The sequence below is a fragment of the Gottfriedia sp. OAE603 genome (assembly GCF_040543965.1).
Taxonomy (GTDB): Bacteria; Bacillota; Bacilli; order Bacillales; family Bacillaceae_G; genus Gottfriedia; species Gottfriedia solisilvae.
Window position 1 is genome coordinate 2,068,570 of sequence record NZ_JBEUNN010000001.1, and the last position, 20,555, is coordinate 2,089,124.

21 protein-coding genes and 1 pseudogene are annotated in these 20,555 nt (G+C 33.8%); 18 read left to right on the forward strand and 4 right to left on the reverse strand.

Going from position 1 to position 20,555, the window contains the following annotated elements; genetic code table 11:
- Positions 1-125: 125 nt before the first annotated feature.
- Entirely contained in the window at positions 126-296 is a 171-nt protein-coding gene (locus ABID96_RS10335) for a hypothetical protein (RefSeq protein WP_192601942.1), read from the reverse strand.
- A gap of 226 nt (positions 297-522) precedes the next feature.
- Here ABID96_RS10335 and ABID96_RS10340 point away from each other — a divergent pair, with 226 nt between their 5' ends.
- The 6 genes and pseudogenes from ABID96_RS10340 to ABID96_RS10365 all read left to right on the forward strand — a co-directional run bounded on the left by ABID96_RS10340 (position 523) and on the right by ABID96_RS10365 (position 5,011).
- Positions 523-1,752 carry an MFS transporter gene (locus tag ABID96_RS10340; protein WP_377896842.1) on the forward strand — a complete coding sequence of 410 codons (1,230 nt, stop codon included), beginning with the start codon at positions 523-525 and terminating at the stop codon, positions 1,750-1,752.
- A gap of 106 nt (positions 1,753-1,858) precedes the next feature.
- Positions 1,859-2,019 (forward strand): annotated as a pseudogene (locus ABID96_RS10345) (SDR family oxidoreductase); the annotation flags it as partial.
- A 142-nt stretch (positions 2,020-2,161) separates the two neighbouring features.
- Positions 2,162-2,776 carry a serine/threonine-protein kinase gene (locus ABID96_RS10350; RefSeq protein WP_192601944.1) on the forward strand — a complete coding sequence of 205 codons (615 nt, stop codon included), beginning with the start codon at positions 2,162-2,164 and terminating at the stop codon, positions 2,774-2,776.
- Positions 2,777-2,897: 121 nt separating this feature from the next.
- The gene (locus ABID96_RS10355; RefSeq protein WP_192601945.1) at positions 2,898-3,353 is read left to right on the forward strand and encodes a GNAT family N-acetyltransferase; all 456 of its coding nucleotides are present in this window, start codon (positions 2,898-2,900) and stop codon (positions 3,351-3,353) included.
- Between the two features lie 115 nt (positions 3,354-3,468).
- Entirely contained in the window at positions 3,469-3,825 is a 357-nt protein-coding gene (locus tag ABID96_RS10360; RefSeq protein WP_192601946.1) for a DUF952 domain-containing protein, read from the forward strand.
- 109 nt (positions 3,826-3,934) lie between these two features.
- Positions 3,935-5,011: an NAD(P)H-dependent flavin oxidoreductase gene (locus ABID96_RS10365; RefSeq protein WP_192601947.1), complete on the forward strand. Its 1,077-nt coding sequence runs from the start codon at positions 3,935-3,937 to the stop codon at positions 5,009-5,011.
- A 56-nt stretch (positions 5,012-5,067) separates the two neighbouring features.
- Here the strand turns inward: ABID96_RS10365 and putP are convergent, their stop codons facing one another.
- Positions 5,068-6,543, reverse strand: a complete 1,476-nt coding sequence (putP, locus tag ABID96_RS10370) for a sodium/proline symporter PutP (protein WP_192601948.1) — start codon at positions 6,541-6,543, stop codon at positions 5,068-5,070.
- 361 nt (positions 6,544-6,904) lie between these two features.
- Here putP and ABID96_RS10375 point away from each other — a divergent pair, with 361 nt between their 5' ends.
- The 11 genes from ABID96_RS10375 to megL all read left to right on the forward strand — a co-directional run bounded on the left by ABID96_RS10375 (position 6,905) and on the right by megL (position 17,621).
- Positions 6,905-8,224, forward strand: coding sequence for an MFS transporter (locus ABID96_RS10375; RefSeq protein ID WP_192601949.1), 1,320 nt, complete (start codon positions 6,905-6,907; stop codon positions 8,222-8,224).
- 184 nt (positions 8,225-8,408) lie between these two features.
- Positions 8,409-8,546: a hypothetical protein gene (locus ABID96_RS10380; RefSeq protein ID WP_192601950.1), complete on the forward strand. Its 138-nt coding sequence runs from the start codon at positions 8,409-8,411 to the stop codon at positions 8,544-8,546.
- A gap of 248 nt (positions 8,547-8,794) precedes the next feature.
- The gene (locus ABID96_RS10385; RefSeq protein ID WP_192601951.1) at positions 8,795-9,718 is read left to right on the forward strand and encodes an alpha/beta hydrolase; all 924 of its coding nucleotides are present in this window, start codon (positions 8,795-8,797) and stop codon (positions 9,716-9,718) included.
- 385 nt (positions 9,719-10,103) lie between these two features.
- Positions 10,104-11,126, forward strand: coding sequence for an NADH:flavin oxidoreductase/NADH oxidase (locus tag ABID96_RS10390; protein ID WP_192601952.1), 1,023 nt, complete (start codon positions 10,104-10,106; stop codon positions 11,124-11,126).
- A gap of 170 nt (positions 11,127-11,296) precedes the next feature.
- On the forward strand, positions 11,297-11,659 hold the full coding sequence (locus ABID96_RS10395; protein ID WP_087997825.1) for a winged helix-turn-helix transcriptional regulator: 363 nt from the start codon (positions 11,297-11,299) through the stop codon (positions 11,657-11,659).
- Positions 11,660-12,047: 388 nt separating this feature from the next.
- The gene (locus ABID96_RS10400) at positions 12,048-13,067 is read left to right on the forward strand and encodes an aldo/keto reductase (protein WP_192601953.1); all 1,020 of its coding nucleotides are present in this window, start codon (positions 12,048-12,050) and stop codon (positions 13,065-13,067) included.
- Positions 13,064-13,486: an SRPBCC family protein gene (locus ABID96_RS10405; protein ID WP_192601954.1), complete on the forward strand. Its 423-nt coding sequence runs from the start codon at positions 13,064-13,066 to the stop codon at positions 13,484-13,486. Before ABID96_RS10400 ends, ABID96_RS10405 begins: the two co-directional genes overlap by 4 nt.
- Before the next feature lie 266 nt (positions 13,487-13,752).
- Entirely contained in the window at positions 13,753-14,787 is a 1,035-nt protein-coding gene (locus ABID96_RS10410; protein ID WP_192601955.1) for a TIR domain-containing protein, read from the forward strand.
- Positions 14,784-14,963 (forward strand): hypothetical protein, encoded by a 180-nt coding sequence (locus ABID96_RS10415; RefSeq protein ID WP_087997820.1) that lies wholly within the window; start codon positions 14,784-14,786, stop codon positions 14,961-14,963. Before ABID96_RS10410 ends, ABID96_RS10415 begins: the two co-directional genes overlap by 4 nt.
- 221 nt (positions 14,964-15,184) lie before the next feature.
- A complete protein-coding gene (locus tag ABID96_RS10420; RefSeq protein WP_192601956.1) occupies positions 15,185-15,796 on the forward strand; it encodes a hypothetical protein in 612 nt (203 codons plus the stop codon).
- Positions 15,797-16,427: 631 nt separating this feature from the next.
- Positions 16,428-17,621, forward strand: coding sequence for a methionine gamma-lyase (megL, locus tag ABID96_RS10425; protein ID WP_192601957.1), 1,194 nt, complete (start codon positions 16,428-16,430; stop codon positions 17,619-17,621).
- Positions 17,622-17,671: 50 nt separating this feature from the next.
- Here the strand turns inward: megL and ABID96_RS10430 are convergent, their stop codons facing one another.
- Complete coding sequence (locus tag ABID96_RS10430) at positions 17,672-18,640, reverse strand: NAD(P)-dependent alcohol dehydrogenase (RefSeq protein ID WP_192601958.1); 969 nt, start codon at positions 18,638-18,640, stop codon at positions 17,672-17,674.
- 292 nt (positions 18,641-18,932) lie between these two features.
- Between ABID96_RS10430 and ABID96_RS10435 the strand changes: the two genes are divergently transcribed.
- A complete protein-coding gene (locus ABID96_RS10435; RefSeq protein WP_192601959.1) occupies positions 18,933-19,148 on the forward strand; it encodes a hypothetical protein in 216 nt (71 codons plus the stop codon).
- Positions 19,149-19,523: 375 nt separating this feature from the next.
- Here the strand turns inward: ABID96_RS10435 and ABID96_RS10440 are convergent, their stop codons facing one another.
- Entirely contained in the window at positions 19,524-20,492 is a 969-nt protein-coding gene (locus tag ABID96_RS10440) for a sugar phosphate isomerase/epimerase family protein (protein ID WP_192601960.1), read from the reverse strand.
- Positions 20,493-20,555: the final 63 nt, after the last annotated feature.

Genomic DNA, 20,555 nt, shown 5'->3' on the forward strand with positions numbered 1-20,555 from the left:
TTTTAAAAATAAATAGTAAAGAAATCCAATTTAATGTACTAAAAAAAGATGACTTTATGGTGTCATCTTTTTTTTTGTAATATAGTAATATATCCCTAAATTAACTCTCAATTTAACATTATTTTCTATCTGAAGAAAAAGCCCCATAAAAGTATTGGTGTAATTAAAAATGTGTAAAGTAAAAATTGAAGGATTATAATGGGCGCAATTTCTTTAAAATCATCTGCCCAGAATTTCGCAATTCCAGCAGTAAACGCTAATTCTAATAGAGGACCAAATACGATTAACCATTTCATTTTATATTTCTTCTCCCATTCAATAGTTGTTTGACGTAAAATTGAAATATAAAATTTTTATATTGTTTCCGTCATTAATAAGTAGATTTTCAAAATAAAATTATACTACGATACAGTATAATATACTTTTTAGTACAAATTTTCAACAAATTTGGTGAAATTCCCGAATAATAAATCAGCAGTATATTTTAATGTTTACATAAAATTTGTTTGTAGAAAAAAGGGCGTGAGGTTTGTTTTGGGAGATTCAAGGAGAGCATTACTAAGACAGCCATCGTTCGTGAAGTTTTGGGGATCACGAATGCTGTCTTCATCATCTTTTCAAATGTTATCTGTTGCAATTGGATGGCAAATGTATTCTTTAACTCATGATGCATTTAGTCTTGGCTTAGTTGGACTGGCACAATTCGTTCCGATGGTATTACTAACTTTAGTTGTCGGTCAAGTTGCAGACCGCTTTGATCGGAGAAGAATCGTTTATTTATGTCAAATCATAGAAGCCTGTGTTGCAGGACTTCTCCTTTATGGTAATCTTTTTGGTTGGCTTGGCCGTGAACAAATTTTGCTAGCTGCAATGGTCCTAGGTGCATGCCGTGCATTTGAAGGTCCATCGTCTGCTGCACTTTTACCACAATTAGTACCAAAATCTATTTTGCAAAAAGCAATTGCACTTAGTACATCAGCTGGTCAAACAGCTCAAATATTAGGTCCATCAATTGGTGGATTACTATATGCATTAGGTCCTACTTACGTTTACAGTACTGCAACAGCTTCTTTACTTGTTGCCACTATACTTACTTGGACAATTCAGTCTAAGAAAATTGAGAGAACTTCTGAACCTGTAACATTAAGTTCTATTTTTTTAGGTCTGGTTTTTGTACGCCGACATCCAATCATATTAGGTACAATTTCGCTTGATTTATTCGCAGTACTTCTTGGTGGAGCAACTGCACTTTTACCAATTTTTGCACAAGATATCCTTAAAACTGGGCCTTTCGGATTAGGACTAATGAGAACAGCACCTGCAGTTGGAGCATTACTTATGTCGATTGTATTAGCTAATTTCCCATTAAAAAAAGCAATTGGACTAAAGCTTTTTGCCGCTTTAGGTGTCTTTGGATTGGCTACCATGTTATTTGCACTATCAACAAATCTTTATTTATCATTATTTGCACTATTAGTGATTGGGGCATCGGACGTAGTCAGTGTCGTCATCCGATCTTCACTTGTTCAACTGCAAACTCCGGATGAAATGAGGGGAAGAGTAAACGCGGTGAATTCTCTCTTTATTGGAACTTCCAATCAACTTGGCGAATTTGAATCAGGAACTTTAGCAGGGTTAATGGGGGCAGTACCAGCTGCTTTAATAGGGGGCATCGGTACCGTAATCGTAGCCGGACTTTGGATGTATTTATTTCCTTCACTTAGAAAAATCAGATCTCTTTCAGACAGTTAAATTCAACAAAAGGACTGTTTGGACTTCACTCCAACTGTTAGAAACAACTAACAATTGGAGGTGTATTCCATTAAATGGTTCTTTTTTAATTACTATGACCAATATAAATCATTTTGGAATAGGGCGCACACAAGCTTGTCTGGCAGTAAATACAAGAATGGGTAAATCAGAGGAAATAGCAAATGTTGCATTTTCCTTGCTTCTGATCAATCAAGTTTTGTAAATGGAACAGTTATTACTGCAGATGCGGGTTGGACTGCTTATTAAGCTATTTAGTATTAATTTAAAAAGATTGAGTCGTTACTACTCAATCTTTTTTTATTACAATTTATTAAACGATCTTGGCTCAAATTTTAAAATGTAACATATATATTGTAAAATACAGGTAAGATGAGAGGAGATGAATTGATTGAAAGAATCTTTATTGCAAGAAATACATGAGTTTTCATTATGGGGGGAGCATGCAGATCATTTTGAATATTTAGCAAGTGGTAAAGATGGTAATGTTTATACTCGTGACGACCTTGTGATCAAAGTGTTTAAGGAAGATGGCAAAAGTCGTGATGATGGAATGAAGCTACATCGCCTCGAAAACAGTATTTATTATCCACAAGTTGAAGCATATACAAATGACTTTATGGTAAGTGAACGAATTTACGGTGATACTTTTTATCATCTGGTAGGACATGATGATGAGCTACGAATTCGATATGAAAATGAAATACAAGAAGCAATGCTTGATGCGCATCTGGTTGGACTTGATGCATTCGATTTACATAATCACAATATCATGTTAACGAGCAATGGCGAAATTCGGATCGTGGATGTAGGAAGATTTGGTACTGAAACGACTACGCTTCAATTTGGTATCTTCCGAAAATTATTTGGAAGCAGTTCAGATCGTCATCATCGCAAACATCGACGTCATCGTCATCATTCATCGTCTTCAAACCATCATCATCGCCATCATCATAGACACTCACATTCACATTCATATTCTCGACGATCATATTCATCGTCTTAATCATGCTTACAAGCGATTTTTCAATATTAAATTGAAAATCGCTTTTTTATTAACTTTCAAAAAATTTGAAATTAAGTATAATAATTCTTATATCATGAAAGTATTGCGAGGTGAAAATATAATGCAAATCAAGAGAGATGACTTAACTGGTAAAGAAGTGATTCAATTAATTGGTGAACATCTTCAAGGAATGGCCCAAAATTCACCACCTGAAAGTATTCATGCATTAAACATTGAGGGATTAAAAAAACCTGAAATTACTTTTTGGAGTGCATGGGAAAAAGGGCAATTACTAGGGTGTGGAGCACTGAAAGAACTTGATCAATTCCATGGAGAAATCAAATCTATGCGTACATCATCATTACACTTACGAAAAGGTGTTGCAAAGACTGTACTTCAATTCATTATTAACGAAGCAAAGAACAGAGGGTATAAGCGTGTTAGTTTAGAAACCGGTTCTATGGACGCATTTGCACCTGCAAGAAAACTGTACTTAAACTTCGGATTTAAATATTGTGGGCCATTTTCTGATTATATCGAGGATCCAAACAGTGTATTTATGACAATGAAATTATAATTTCATATATTTTCACTAAAGACCAACTAATGAATGTTGGTTTTTTGATTTCAAAATAATGTAATTCATGTTACTGTTTATAGATATCATTAACATATTGATAGGAGACTACTGAATGATTTTACATATTATTGAAAATGAAGAATGGTTCAAAGCTAAAGAATTAGGGATTTATATGCCTCCGAGTTTAAAAGTTGAGGGATTTATTCACTGTTCTACAATTGAACAATCAATTGAAGTCGCTAATCTTTTCTTTGAGGGATTTAAAAATTTACTTATACTTTGTATCGACCCAGCTAAGTTAGAATCGAAATACGTTTATGAAGATTTAATTCAATCTGGTAAGCTATATCCTCATATCTATGGACCATTAAACTTGGATGCTGTCATTAAAGTTGTTGAATTCCCAGTAAGTAGCAATGGGAAATTTACTGATTTACCAGAAGACATTCAATTACTATTAAATAAATGATGAATCACATGTCTGTAATGACCAAGGTCTCTTTAGTAGAAGTTTGGATTTAGATTCCTTTAGAATATGTATATGAATCACTAAGTACATACTAATAGGAGGCTTCACTTTGAATATCCATCTTAATACGAAACTTTGTCAGTTATTCAACATTCGTTATCCTATTTTCTTAGCGGGAATGGCAGGTGGACCTGGCACTGTAAAATTAGCTGCAGCAGTTTCTAATGCAGGTGGTCTTGGAACTATTGGAGCTGCTTATATGGAACCGAATGATATAAGAGCTGCAATTCATGAAATCCGCAAATTAACAAAGCATCCTTTTGCTGTGAATTTATTTACCACCAGTAATTCTGATCCTGCTACTGAAATAAATATAGTACAAAGTGAACTAAATAAATTTAGAAAAGTACTGGGCATTCCATTAGCAAAAGAGGAGAGTATAACATCAACTTCTCATTTTGATGAGCAGTTTGCCATATTAGTAGATGAAAAAGTACCTGTTATTAGTACTGCTTTTGGATTACTTTCAAAAAACATGATCGAACAAGCAAAATCATTAGGGATTCAAATAGTGTCAATGGTAACATCTGTTCAAGAAGCACTGCTTGCAGAACAAGCAGGTTGCGATGCAATTGTGGCGCAGGGGACAGAGGCAGGCGGACATAGAGGAACCTTTAACGTTAATGACAAACCAATGGGAAACAATATCGGTACAATTTCATTAGTTCCGCAAATCGTTGACCAAGTAAACATTCCTGTAATTGCTTCAGGTGGCATTATGGATGGGCGTGGTTTAGTTGCTGCACTTGTTCTTGGGGCACAAGGTGTTCAAATGGGCACTCGTTTTTTAACCTCAATCGAATCTGGTGCGCATAGTTCCTATCAAGAAAAACTTTTACAAAGTACGGAAGAAAGTACTGTTATCACAAATTCATTTTCAGGTCGTGCAGCTAGGGGAATTAAAAATGAATTTATAGCGCACTGGGAAAATATAAATATCAAACCACAACCGTTTCCGATCCAAAATACAATGACAAGAGATATAAGAAATGCAGCTGCTTTGCAAAATAATACAGATTATATGTCTTTATGGGCAGGACAAGGATTAAGAATGCTTACTAGTGGACAGGGTGCTGAGGAAATAATAGAAGAAATTCTTGAAGAGGCAAGAGCCATACTTTCTTAATACTAATATAAAAAAAACGGAGTGTGACAACCTCACACTCCGTTTTTTATTTATTTTTACGCAAGACGTTTTTCCATTTCATCAAACTGTTCTTCAATTTTTCTACTATGGTTTGAAGTAAGGAGACTAACGATCATAACAGCAATTAAGCTAAAGAAGAAGCCAGGTACCATTTCGTATAAATTGATTGCTTCTTTAATCGCATCTACACTAATCCAAATCATAACTGTTAAAGCACCAACAACCATACCTGCAAGTGCGCCCCAACGAGTCATTCGTTTCCAGAATAAGCTTAATAGAATCGCAGGTCCAAATGCTGCTCCAAAGCCTGCCCATGCATTTCCAACAAGATTTAGAATTGTGTCATTTGGAGTTAATGATAATAGAAGTGATACGATTGCAACGATTAATACAGCTAATCTACCAATACGAACAAGGTCTTTATCACTCGCATTCTTTTTACCAAAAATACGATATAGATCTTCAGTTAATGCACTTGCTGTTACTAAAAGCTGTGAAGAAATCGTACTCATAATCGCAGCAAGAATTGCAGATAACAAGAATCCTGTAATTAATGGATGGAATAACACTTCAGAGAAATAAATAAAAATTGTTTCAGGATCTTCTAAAGTTAAATTATTAACTGAAATATAAGCAATTCCTATTAATCCTGTAAAAATTGCGCCAACGATCGTAAAAATCATCCAACTCATTCCAATTCGACGAGCAGGTTTTAATTCTTTTACAGTCGAAATTGCCATAAATCGTACAATAATATGAGGTTGTCCAAAATAACCTAAGCCCCATGCAAGCAATGAAACGATTCCAATAAATGAAGTACCAGTAAAAATATTTAATAGTTTCGGGTCGATACTTTTAATTTCATCGAATACAGGCTTAACACCACCAACATCCATAAAGGCAACTAATGGTACTAATATAAGCGCAATAAACATAATCAGACCTTGAACAAAGTCCGTTAAACTTACTGCTAAAAACCCACCAAATAGTGTATAAGCAATAACAACACCAGCAGTAACAAATAGTCCAACTTTATAATCAATTCCAAAAGCAGATTCGAATAATGTTCCACCAGATACAAAACCTGCTGAGCAATACAATGTAAAGAAAATGATAATAACAATTGCTGAAACAATTCTTAAGATTCTACTAGTATCTTGGAATCTTTTTTCAAAATAATTTGGAATCGTGATTGAGTTATCCGCTACCTCAGTAAAAACTCTTAAACGAGGTGCTAACAGTAAATAGTTTAAATAAGCTCCGATTGTAAGACCAATCGCGATCCAAGCAGAAGAAATCCCAGTTGCATACATCGCTCCTGGTAAACCCATTAACATCCAACCGCTCATATCTGCTGCACCTGCTGAGAGTGCAGTTACAGCTGGTCCAAGTCCGCGGTCACCTAGCATGTACTCTGATAAACTATCAGTGGACTTTTTGTAAGCGTAAACTCCAATTGCTAGCATAAAAATAAAATAAATAGAGATCGATATAATTACTTGAATGTCCATGATATACCTCCGTTTTTCTATGAAGTTTTAAAAGTATCACCGAAAAATAATTTCTTTCAAAAAATAAACATTTTTTACTGATAGAAACATTCTTTCTTTGATATCAAACTATCTTATTATAATATGCTGAAAATTTCAATTACTTTTTTCAAAAGAAAAATCTATTATAAAGAAAAAATGGAGGATAGTAGGAACGATAATAGCCATTAATCAATGCAGAAATTCTATTAAAGTTTGATTTAAAAAAAGCTTTTTTTTCATTCCAAAACTTTCGACCGACTTTCATTAATTCTTAAAATATGTTACAAATCAATATGATAATAGTAATTTCGAGTAACCAATTCTTGAAGAAGGTGAATTAATGGCAAATAAAGCAATTGATGCAATGAACGAAGAAGTAGATTTAGCAGAAAATCAAAAAAAAATCTATAAAAGAACACTAATCATCGTATGTATCTCACAAATTTTTGGAGGTGCTGGTCTTGCTGCTGGTGTTACAGTTGGTGCACTTCTTGCACAGCAAATGCTTGAATCGGATTCAGTTACAGGATTACCAGCTGCATTATTTACTTTAGGTTCTGCAATCGCAGCATTATTAGTAGGCAGACTTTCCCAGCGTTTTGGTCGTCGTATAGGTCTTACAGCAGGTTTTATCACTGGTGGTTTTGGGGCAATCGGAGTTGTGATCGCAGCCATTACAAATAATATTTTTATATTATTACCTTCATTACTAGTTTACGGAGCAGGAACTGCAACCAACTTGCAAGCTCGATATGCTGGTACTGACTTAGCTAATAAGAACCAGAGAGCTACTGCAATCAGTATTGCAATGGTTTCAACAACATTTGGTGCGGTAGCAGGACCAAGTTTAGTTGGTGTTATGGGCAATTTTGCAAATTCAATAGGAGTGCCTGCACTTGCAGGACCTTTCATTCTCTCCTCAATAGCATTTATATTAGCTGGTTTAGTTGTTTACATCATGCTCCGTCCTGATCCGCTCATTTTTGCAAGATTCATAGAATCTAATAAGCAGGAAAATGAAGTGATAGAAGACAACAAGTCGCACGCATTAGAATCAAATAATAAACGAGGAATATTTGTTGGTGCTTCTATTATGGTATTAACTCAGATTGTGATGGTTGCTATCATGACTATGACCCCAGTACATATGAAGCATCATGGACATAGTTTAAGTGATGTTGGTGTAGTCATTGGTTTCCATATTGGTTCAATGTATCTTCCATCACTTGTAACTGGAATTCTTGTAGATAAGATTGGAAGAATTGCCATGTCAATCGCCGCTGGAATTACCTTACTATTTGCAGGTTTATTAGCAGCAATGGCACCAAGTGATTCTATGGTATTCTTAATTATTGCACTATCTTTATTAGGTTTAGGATGGAACTTTGGATTAATTAGCGGTACTGCACAGATCATTGATTCAACAAACTCTTCAACTCGTGCAAAAACGCAAGGATTGATTGATGTTTTTATTGCATTAGCAGGAGCTACGGGAGGGGCAATGTCAGGCATGGTTGTCGCAAATTCAAGTTATGCAACACTTGCCTTAGCTGGTGGTACGCTATCACTTTTATTAATTCCTGTTGTCATTTGGTCTCGTTATGGAAAGGAAGAAAAAGATGTTAGCAATTTATATAATGATAAACAAGTGGAATCTTAAAATAAATTCCCAAAAACAAGATATAACCAAAAAGTGAGCAGTTTTTTTGCTTACTTTTTATTTTTCAAAAACATATGTGAAAAACTTCACAAAATGTTCACGAAGTAGAAATTGTTTTATGAATTTAATATGTTACATTTTACTTGTAAGAACGAAGCACATCAAAATAAAAGGTGGTAATGATATGTTCTTAATTATTGGATTCTGCACAATGCTTTTGTTATATTTAATTGCAATTATTACACTTTTAGTAGTGACATTTAAACAAGGCCCTCAAGAAATCAATCTTAAACATATTAAGGAAATTGCTAAAGCATCATAATAGATATATTTATAAAAACCCAATTACTAAGGTAGTTGGGTTTTTATATTTGTATTAAATAAAAAATTAATGAAAAAATTTAAAATGTATTTTATATAAAAATATTGGGCTTTTATAAAAATTCACTTGAACATAAGTCACAAATCCTTCATAAATAGAATATGAACAGAGAAAATAATCTTGAATCATCTGAAATAAGTTTTTAAAAATAGATCATGTTGATTTGGATTGAAAGGAGTGTGTACCAGATGAAAAGACATACTATCAAAAAAACTGCAATCTGGGCATTAATTTTTACACCTTTTGTCATCTTCATCTTACCAATATTAGTTGGCTTGATCTTAACACATCCTAAAAGAAGGAAAACTGAGGAAACACCTGCTGATTATGGATTAGCCTATGATGAGGTTGAATTTAAAAGTGATTTTCAAGCCGTTACAATAAGAGGATGGTGGATTCCTTCTAAAATACCTACTACTAATACGGTCATTACTGCACATGGTTATACTGATGAGCGTAGTCAAAAAACGATTCAATCGTTACGTCTTATTCAAAAACTACATGACACTAACGTTAATGTACTTATGTTTGATTTTCGAAATAGTGGAAAATCAGGTGGTCGTAGTACAGGAATAGGTTATTACGAGCAACATGACTTATCAGCTGCAGTTGATTTTGTACTAAAATCAAAAGGGCAATCATCAGTTATTTTGTTAGGATGGAGTATGGGGGCTGCTACAAGTTTACTCGTTGGAAGTCGACATCCTTTTGTGAAAGGTGTTATAGCTGACAGTCCGTTCCATGACTTACAAACCTATTTGGAAGAAAATTTAAATGTTTGGTCAAAACTTCCGAAAAAGCCATTTACACCAATTATTATACAATCGATGAAACACTTATTACGTATAGACCCGAAAACAGTTTCTCCGATTTTAGAAGTCCAAAAAGGTCACAACACAAGCTACTTGCTTATTCACGGTAAAAATGACGAACGCGTACCATTTACTAGTAGCCAATTAATTTTAGCGCAAATTCCAAAAGAAAGCGAAAAAACAATTTGGTTGACAGACTATGGACATATAACTTCATATCAAGAAGAACCAAAAGAATACGAACAAAAGATTTTAGAATTTATTAAAAATACGTTTACTAGTGATGAGGATGCACATTAATAATTAAGTCAATAGTAATATGGATACAGTTAATTAAGTGAAGTCTTGTATAAAATACAAGGCTTTTTATGATGATTTTTTTTAGAAATTCCGGCTAACTGAATTGTCTTTTAGTACTTTGTCTTAGTTAACATTCTAATAACTACGTTTTTGTCCAACATATTCTAAATCCGTACGGTAAATTAATTTACTGTATTTTTTTTTTGAAGTTTTAGGAAATACTTTTATTTGTTGATTTAACAGCTTTTTTTCATTGTTATGATACGAAGAAATGAGATTATTTTCTAGTCGTAAATTTTCTTTATAAGCATAAAACTTTCATTCACTTTAGGAATGAAGTAAATTTACATTAAAATAATGGGAAACCAAAAGGCAGGTAATGAGAATGAATCATTTATTTACACCATTTAAAATAAAAGGGTTACAATTAAAAAATAGAGTAGTTATGCCTCCAATGTGTCAATATTCAGTTACAAACAAAGATGGAATTGCAACTGATTGGCATTACACTCATTATGTGAGTAGAGCAATAGGCGGAGCTGGGTTAATTATTATTGAAATGACAGATGTAGAACCAGATGGTCGAATTTCTGATTTTGATTTAGGATTATGGTCAGATGATCAAATTCCTGCTTTAAAACGAATCGTTGAAGCATGTCAACAACACGGAGCAAAAGTCGGTATTCAAATTGCTCATGCAGGACGTAAAGCTGTAGATGCACAAGTTCCTGTTTCTTCATCTGCAATTCCTTTCGATGAAAAATCAAAAACACCAAAAGAACTGACAACACAAGAAGTAAAGGATATGGTTGAAAAGTTCCGTTTAGCTGTAGAACGCGCAGTCAAAATCGGTGTAGACACGATTGAATTACATGGTGCACATGGTTACTTAATCCATCAATTTCAGTCTCCATTAACAAATCGTAGATCAGATGAGTACGGAAAGGATTTAACTCTTTTCGGTAAAGAAGTCATTGAGGCTGCAAAAAGTGTGATGCCAGAAGAAATGCCTTTAATTATGCGTATTTCTGCCATTGAATATGTAGAAGGTGGATATGGAATTGATCATAGTATTGATTTTTCTAAAGAATATCAAAATGCAGGAGTAGATATTTTTCATGTAAGTTCTGGTGGTGAAGGGCAAATTGCTGCTCACGGCAGACCTGGCACACATGTAGCATATCAAGTACCACTTGCAAGAGAAATTAAACAAGCTCTAAATGTGCCTGTCATTGCAGTTGGAAGATTAGACGAGCCAAGCCTTGCAAATGCTGTAGTTGGCAATGATGACGCTGACCTTGTTGCAGTAGGTAGAGGGATGTTGAGAAATCCTTATTGGACATTAGAAGCTGCTTCTAAGTTAAATAAGGAGACAATTATTCCAAGACAATACACTACTGGATTTTAAAATAATTAGTAATCCAAGTTATAAGACAAATTAGGCTATTTTCCTACGAATGATTAATTCATGAAAGGAAAATAATAAACTTGGATACATATATAAAAATAGAAGTATGATAATCCTCGCTATTTAGTGAGGATTATTTATTAGAACTTCTATATTGTATTTAAGGAGATCTGTTAATGAAGAAATATAACATACCGGTTGAAGCAGCATTAGAGGTAATTGGCGGGAAATGGAAAGTCGTGATATTGTGCCATCTAAAGCTAGGAACACGGAGAACAAGTGAATTAAAACGAGCAATGCCAGGTATAACTCAAAAAATGCTCACACAACAACTTAGAGAACTTGAAGAAGACGGAATCATAAATCGTACTGTATATAATCAAATACCGCCTAAAGTTGAATATTCTTTATCAGACTATGGAGTCAGCTTGAATGAAATCTTACATTCATTATGTGTATGGGGAGAAAGTCATATCATAAAAAAATACGGAAATAAAGATGATGTATTAGAAGTAAGTATTCTTAATGAATAGTAAAGATGGTAGGGATTCCCTACCTTTTTTCTTTTATTCGGTTAAGGTTCCTAAAAATAATTCAAAAATTTTTTAAAAGGTTTTTTCTTTTATACGCTTAATTTTATCATTCAATTGATTCTAAAAATATTAATAATTAATCGATATTATCATTTATACCTATTTAGTTCTTAAGTAACTAAAATGTGCCTTAAGAACAGATGGGTTACTACCGCACTTGAAAGTACGTTCTTCTTTTCTTTTTCACATTATTTCATAATACCAATATAGAGAGTCATCACTTTTAAGAAATACGTAATAGTCGACAAGTGAGATCTCAATATAAACATTAATGAAATAGCTTATTAAGTCTATAAAGACTTGTAATATATTTTATAGGAGGATTATGATGAAACATATATTTGAAGGAAAATTAGGTTTTGGTACTGCACCACTTGGTAATATGTTCCGAAATATTCCAGAAGAAGAAGCACTTGCGACTGTAGATGCAGCATGGAACAATGGAATACGTTATTTTGATACCGCTCCGTTTTATGGAGCAGGACTAGCTGAGATTAGACTAGGTGAAGCATTGTCAAAATATAGTCGAGATGAATTCGTATTAAGCACGAAAGTGGGTCGCTTAATTTTAGACGAACTAGAGGATCCATCAACACGTGATTTAGGTGAAAAAGGTGGATTATTCGAATTTGGACGTAAAAATAAGATGATAAATGACTACAGTGCCGACGCGACGTTACGTTCAATCGAGCAAAGTTTGAACCGATTAAAAACTGATCGATTAGACATTGTCTATGTTCATGATATTGCACAGGACTTCTATGGAGACGAATGGCTATCACAATTTGAAATAGCTCGAACTGGAGCATTTCGCGTTTTGACACAATTACGTGAAGAAGGCGTGATTAAAGCTTGGGGTCTTGGCGTGAATAAAGTAGAGCCAATTGAACTTGCTTTAGAACTTGACGAAACAAAGCCAGACATTAGCTTATTAGCTGGCCGTTACACTTTATTAGATCATGATCGTTCTCTTCAACGATTAATGCCAACTGCAGCAAAGGAAAATGTTGATATTGTTATCGGTGGTCCATACAGTTCAGGCATCCTAGCTGGTGGTACTCATTTCGAGTATCAGAAAGCATCACCTGACATTATTTCAAAAGTTGAAAAAATTAAGGGTATTGCAACCCGCCACAATATCAGCGTAAAGGCAGCTGCGCTACAATTTTCGTTAGCCAATCCAGCGGTGGCTGCTGTCATTCCAGGAGCAAGTCGTCCGGAGCGAATTATCGAGGATCAAGCTGCATTAAATGAAGTAATTCCTGCTGAGTTTTGGATGGAAATGCGCGATCAAAAACTAGTTGCTGAAAACGCACCACTTCCAACAGACGCTATAAGGGAGATATGAAAATGGCAAACACAACATTAACAATCATCATTTCCGCATCACCCGAAAATGTATGGAAATTAATCGGTGGCTTTAATTCACTTCCAGATTGGCTACCATATATCCCTAACAGTGAATTAAGTGAAGGTGGACGCGTAAGACATCTTGCAAATCCTAATGGAGATGTAATAGTGGAACGTCTTGAAGTGTTCAATGACAAAGATCAATTCTACACATACTCAATTTTGGAAGCACCATTTCCAGTAACTAACTATCAATCAACATTACGTGTTCGTGAACATAATGGTAGTAAAGAAACCTTAGTTGAGTGGTCTGGTAGCTTCACTCCTATTGGGGTGAATGAGGAAGAGGTTACATCATTATTTTATGGGATTTACAAAGATGGACTTGAAGCATTAAAATCTGCATTTTCAGCTTAAATCTACATAAAAAAGCTAACATTTTGTTGGCTTTTTTATGATTACCTAAAGAATAGGAGCAATATCCAGCTATAAATAAAAAAACTCATACTTAATTCGCAGCAAAATAATACGAAATATCCTAAATAAAAGAGCCTATGATATCATTTTTTAAACTTGTCCAAGGAACATTGAACCATTTTCGTTTATATTGAATGATCGCAATTAAATTATGAGAATTTTATGATATAATCTGTGGTAATATTTACTAATTAGTTGGAGGTTTTATGGAAGAGAGAAGATCTAGAGTTTTTATTGGTTCATCTAGGGAAGCCATGCCATATGTTGACGCAGTACAATATCATCTAAGTTATTTTGCAGAGGTAACACCTTGGAATTCTGCCTTTACGACTAATAAATATACGATGGAAGACTTAGAAAAACAGCTAGATCAAAATGATTATGGAGTCTTTATATGTTCTCCGGATGATGTCATTACTATTAGAGGCAATAAATGTCTAATTACTCGAGATAATACTTTGTTTGAAATGGGCTTGTTTTGGGGGAAACTACGCAGAGGTCGAGTATTTTTTTTAATCCCTAATAAAACAAAGAAAATTCAGGTCGAAGAAGAACTGAAACTGTTAGATTTTCATTTTCTTTCTGATTTAGTTGGCATAAATCATCTTACTTATGAAATAAGAGATATAGTAAACCATAAAGCTGCAGTAAGAGTAGCCTGCGGTGAAATTGCTGAAATTATTCAACAAAGCGGTCCATTTGTTGACTATAAAGAACTTTATGAACAAGCAACTCTTAGAATCAGTGCATTAAACGTTGCTTCAAAATTTTCTGCAGATATTGCAATAAAACTGATGAAAACAAGTCCTGAACATATTCATGAATACATAGTTGAAACGCTAAAGCCAAAGTATGGTGTTCCAAGAGGCTTCGAACTAACCGATATAGGTTTTTGGAAAAGGGAAGGTTCAGAAGGATTAAGACATATTGTTGGAGAAATACCAAGTGAACAATTTCATGAGTTTAATGTGAATGATGGTATCGAGGAAGATTCTGGTGAGCGAATTCTAGTAGTAGATAGTTATTTGAAGAGCAATATACTGTTCTTGTTAACAAGAGATAACTTGTATAAAAGTTATTTAATATGTTATCCTATGGGTACAGAGGGCGTATTAACGGTTACAATCACCGCTACTGATGATGAAGCAGAATTAAAAGATGAGGAACTGGATCTTTTAATAGTAGCGAATTCAAGACTAATGAGTACAATCGATTATCTATTTGGAGGTGGTTCTAAATGACAAGATATATTGATTTCAAAGACGTGAAAAAAATGGTTTCTAAAAAGGATTTAACGAAACATGTAAAACTAGTAGGTGTAAAAGCAACCGCCGATGTAAAAGGGAAAACCCAAGTAGGCAAAGTTGTATATAGACAAAAAGCAGATTACAGCGTTCCTTTTGAAAACAATGCATAAACGGATCAGATAATTTTAACACTTTAACAATTAGTTAAAGTGTTTTTTGTATAAAGATAAATTGACCACTCAGGAATTAATGATTTTAAAAACAAAACTCCAATTGATTCATTTGCAAATTTTTTTAGTGATTTGATGATATTTTGTAACAAGATTGACTCCATATTTTAATGGTTTGCTACATTCTTGTATAGTAACATTTAGTTAAGGAGTTGAGTTGGTTGAAAAAGAAACCTAAAAAAGTGTATGTTACACATAAACTGCATCAAGAAAGTATGAATAAGTTAGATCAGCTTTCCCAACTAACTGGTACAACTATGGCAGAACTGTTGGAACAAATGATCAATGAAAAATACGCCAATCATTTAAGTAATACAGGTGTAAAACAGATTTTTAGTGATGATAAGGTAAATGAAACCTCTTTAGATGAAGAATTTGACCAGGAACTAAAAGATGATGAAAAGCGTTGGAAGAACGCAAATACTGGGTTAGATGAATTCAATCAAAGAATGGAATATTGGAAGAACGAAGAGAAGATGAAAAACAGTATGCAAGCCGAAAAATTTAAGAAAAAACTAGATGATTGGGCAAAAGAATGGGAACGTTATTTTAGAGACTATTCATTTTCTATAAAAGAAAATCATACATATCAATATAAATACTTCAATCCAAAAGATGGTGCAGAAGTTTGGAAGAAGCATATGAGACAATATACAAAACTGTGGCATCCAGATTATGCCCTAAATGAAGGAAATCCTCAAAAATTCGGTGAAATGAAAGCTGAGTATGATATACTTACGGGCAAAATACCAACTGAAGAATACAGTTTATAATAGTAGTGCTGTAGCTAGAGCTACAACTTTTCTAGTCTACGAAAGAAATCATTTTGTAAACTTCTACATTTAATTGATACTAGAAACAAAAAAATCAACTATTTTACTGAGTCCACATACATAAAAATCGTTAAATTTTGTAAAATGGAATGTTTTAAATATGAAAAGTAATTCACTCATCATTGGTGCTTCTATCATCATAGACTTTTTTAATATTAAATTGAGAAAAAAAGATTCACCTATATCAAATAAAGAATGAAATACAAAGATACAAAAACACATACATATGATAAAAATAAAGGACTACTACGGTAGTTCTTTTTTTGTTATTCAAACTACCATCTCGAAAAAAAAGATGGATTTCTATAATAGCTACTCATTTTATTATTGAAAATATGTATTTCCATCAAAATAAGCTAATAAAATATAAATAGTAAAGCGCTTACATAATTTTCTTAATTGCATTTACAATCTTTGAGTAAGGTTTAGCATTATCTATTTCTCAAATCAATATATTTTTTTGAATAGATATTACTAAAAATCTGCTAGAACCTCATCAAATTCAATAACATCCAAAGCATGAATGCTCATTTATGAAAAAAAGAACGCAAATGGAGAGGGGCTAATTTATATGAAGAAAAAACAGATTGAGACGATGTTAATTCATGAAGGCTATGAATCAAGTGAGTACCAAGGTAGTTTAACACCACCGTTATTTCAGACATCCACTTTTACTTTTCCTACTGCACATCATGGGGAACAAAGTTTTAGTGGAGAGAGTAATGGTTATATTTATTCAAGGCTAGGGAATCCAACTGTGCATATTTTAGAGGAACGAATGGCTACTTTGGAAGAAGGTGAAGCTGCGCTTGCTTTTGGGTCTGGTATGGCCGCAGTTTCGACTACTTTGTTTTCATTAATCAGAGCTGGAGATCATATTGTTTGTTCAAAAGGTATATACGGATGTACATTTGGATTATTAGAAATGTTGGAAAATAGGTTTGGTGTGCAACATGATTTTTGCAATATGTCGACTGAAGAAGACCTAATTGAAGTAATCCAAGAAAATACAAAGGTTATATTTATTGAGACCCCAATTAATCCTACTATGAAACTCATTGATATTGAGAAGGTTGTAGCAGTAGCCAAGAAAAAGAACATTAAAGTAGTCGTTGATAATACATTTTGTTCACCATATTTACAAAATCCATTAAGTCTTGGCTGTGATATTGTGTTGCATAGTGCAACGAAATATATTGGCGGACATGGTGATGTCATAGCAGGAATCGTTGTGTGTAAAACAAAAGAACTGGCTGATGCGATGTTACCTGTTAGGAAGGACACAGGTGGCATAATGTCTCCGTTTGATGCATGGTTATTACTTCGTGGATTAAAAACTTTAGCAGTTCGAATGGAACGCCATTGTGATAATGCAGAAAAAGTTTTTGCATTTTTACAATCGCATCCAATTGTGAAAGAAGTATACTATCCGGGGGATTCAAATCATCCAGACTACTACATTTCTAAAAAGCAAATGAGAAAAGGTGGAGGCGTCATCGCTTTTACGGTGCATGGTTCGAAGGATGAAACACAAGAAATCCTCAATCACCTAAAGATGATTAAAATTGCAGTAAGTCTTGGTGATACAGAGACTTTAATTCAACATCCAGCTACAATGACACATTCTGTTGTGCCAAAAAAATTACAGCAAAAAATGGGGATTACAGATAATATGATTCGTATGTCAGTCGGTTTAGAAGCATGGGAGGATATTGTGGACGACCTTCAACAAGCATTTGCTAATACAACAAAACAAAAAATTTAAAAGGCTGAACCTCAGCCTTTTTTTATGTAACTCTAATATAAGAGAGATATTTATACAGTAATGATAACTTTACCTTGAGCGTGGCCTTGTTCAAAATACTTGAAAGCCTCAGGTACTTCACTTAATTTATAACAGCGATCAATAATGGGTTTTATTTTGTCATCTTCAATAAGTTCTTTCAAAAAAATTAAATCTTTTTGATTTGCCCTTTGTAACATGCTACTCATTTTCTTATTCCCAGTTAGTGAAATCAAAGGACCGAACACCATCGCTTCGGTTAATTGAGCTCCAGAACCTCCTACCATTACATAATTGCCATTGGGATTAAGTGCTCGCTTATAAGTTGATATTGATTGGTAGCCGTTAACAGCAATGATTAAATCATAACGCTCTTTTAATTCTTTAAAATCTTTCATTTTATAGTCAATTGTAAAGTCTGCACCGATTGATTGTAAAATATCTATATTTCTTGTACTACACACACCAGTTACTTCAGCTCCAAATGCTTTCGCAATCTGTACTGCAAAAGTACCTACACCACCAGAAGCACCATTTATTAATACCTTCTGTCCCGACTGAATCTTACCTTTATTTTTAATAGCCTGTAATGCTGTAACTCCTGCCATAGGAACAGCTGCTGCTTCCTCAAAAGACAAATTTACTGGTTTGAATGCCAAAACATTTTCGGGTACAGTTACGTATTCGGCAAAACCTCCCCAACCACAAGTTGATAAGTCTCCAAACACTTCATCTCCTGGTTGGAAGTGCTTAACATCTTTGCCGACAGCTTCAACTAAACCTGCTATATCTCCACCAGGTATAGCGTATTTTGGTTTGAGAATACCAAAAGCAATTCGAGCTAAAAAAGGTTCACCTTTTAAAAGTACAAGATTACCATAATTTATGGAGGTTGCTTTTATTTTTACAAGTACTTGATTGGATTTTGGAATTGGTTTTTCTACTTCTGAAAGTTCAAGTACGTCAGGTGAACCATATTTCTTACAAACAATAGCCTTCAAATTTATTCCTCCTCATTTCAGTAAATTGAAATCATACTGGCAAAAGACTAAATAATGAATCAAGTAGCTATCGTTTTAATGATGAAAACAAAACTAGGCACATTTTACTTGAACTCTGATTATTTTAGATTCTTACCTACCTTCTAAAGTTATATTTATATTACTGGCAAGTATGACAAATTCGAACTAATGAAATAACATATATATTCAAAAAAGAGGAAAGCAGAGGCTATTTTTAATAGATTGAGAGGGTAAAATGAACATTCATTTTATGAAAAAATTGGGGGAGAATATGAAAAAAGCTATTATTCTTTATATCCTAGTAATTATACTGTTCACCAGCTTCACGACAATATTTATTTATAAAAAAATCCAAAAATCAACTCCATCAAGGCAAATTCAAATAGGGTATATGATATCGAACAATATGGATCAGATTGAGTTCAAAAAGATTATTACAGATGTCAAAGATCAAAATGCAGTTGATTATATCGAAGGAATCTTTTAGGGATCAGATCATATTACTAGCCCAAATGTAGATCATAATCACCCGGATGCAGTTTTAATCATCAACAGTCCTAGACAAGGAACGAGGATACTTAATTCTATGATTTGGTTTACTGATAATGGTGTGATAATTGGGGTGAATAACGGCTACAATATAATAGATTTTAGAATACTTGAAAAATCGGAAGTAAAATACTTTAAAAGTATTATCAGTTATAAAAATAATGAATGTAAAAGAAATTCACATTATTTGTTTCATTACTGACCATCAAAAAACGATAGGGGAGACTTAAGATGGCAAAAATATATGAAAGAAAAAGCTAACTTTACTTTCATTAGCTTTTTCTTAATCTTTGAGGTATACGTAGACTAAGTGTTATGTCCACCACATTTGACCGACAGATTCTTTTACAATAAGCGGTTTCAAATTTTCGACTGCCTTTGTAAATCCTTCATTAATAGACATTAATCCATCTTCATGTTCGATGCTAACTACATAGTCATAACCATAAAGTCGTAGAGTACTGATCATATCTGCCCAAGTTTTTTGATCATGACCAAAGCCAACTGTTCTAAAATACCAGGCACGGTCGCGCATTTCTGAATAGTCCGTCATGTCTGTGAGTCCATTTCGATTCATGTTCTGCTGGTCAATAATCGTATCCTTTGCATGGAAATGATGAATGGCATTTTCGCGGCCAAGAATTTTTATTGCTTCAATTGGATCAATTCCTTGCCACCACATATGACTAGGATCAAGGTTAGCTCCAATTGCAGGGCCGCAAGCTTCTCTTAATCGTAACATTGTCGCTGGTGTATGAACGGAAAATCCTCCATGTAGCTCTAAACCGATTTTTACATTGTGTGCTATTGCTAAATTATTTTTTTCTTTCCAATATGGAATTAATTTTTCTTCCCATTGCCATTTCAAAATTTCTTGGAAATCATGTGGCCATGCAGTTACTGGCCAGTTAGGGTAAAGCGCATTTTCGTGATCACCAGGACAGCCAGAAAAAGTATTTACGACAGAAACTTCTAATTGGGAAGCAAGGCGTATTGTTTTCTCTAAAAGATCGTCAGCTGGCTTTGCAATTTTTTTCTGTGGGTGAAGGGGGTTTGCATGACAACTTAAAGCACTAATGATTAATCCATAGTCAGTTATTTTTTGCTTAAATTTTTTTATATTAGATTCATTATTTAATAGCTCATCAATTTGACAATGCGCATCACCAGGGTATCCTCCTGTGCCTAACTCAATAGCCTCTACACCTTTAGAAGAAACATAGTTCAACATGTCATCAAAACTTCGATCGGAGAATAAAACTGTAAAGACACCTAATTTCAATGCAAATTCCCTCCTTAACTATTATTGTCAGAATATACTGTTATGTAATCCGTTACATTTCTA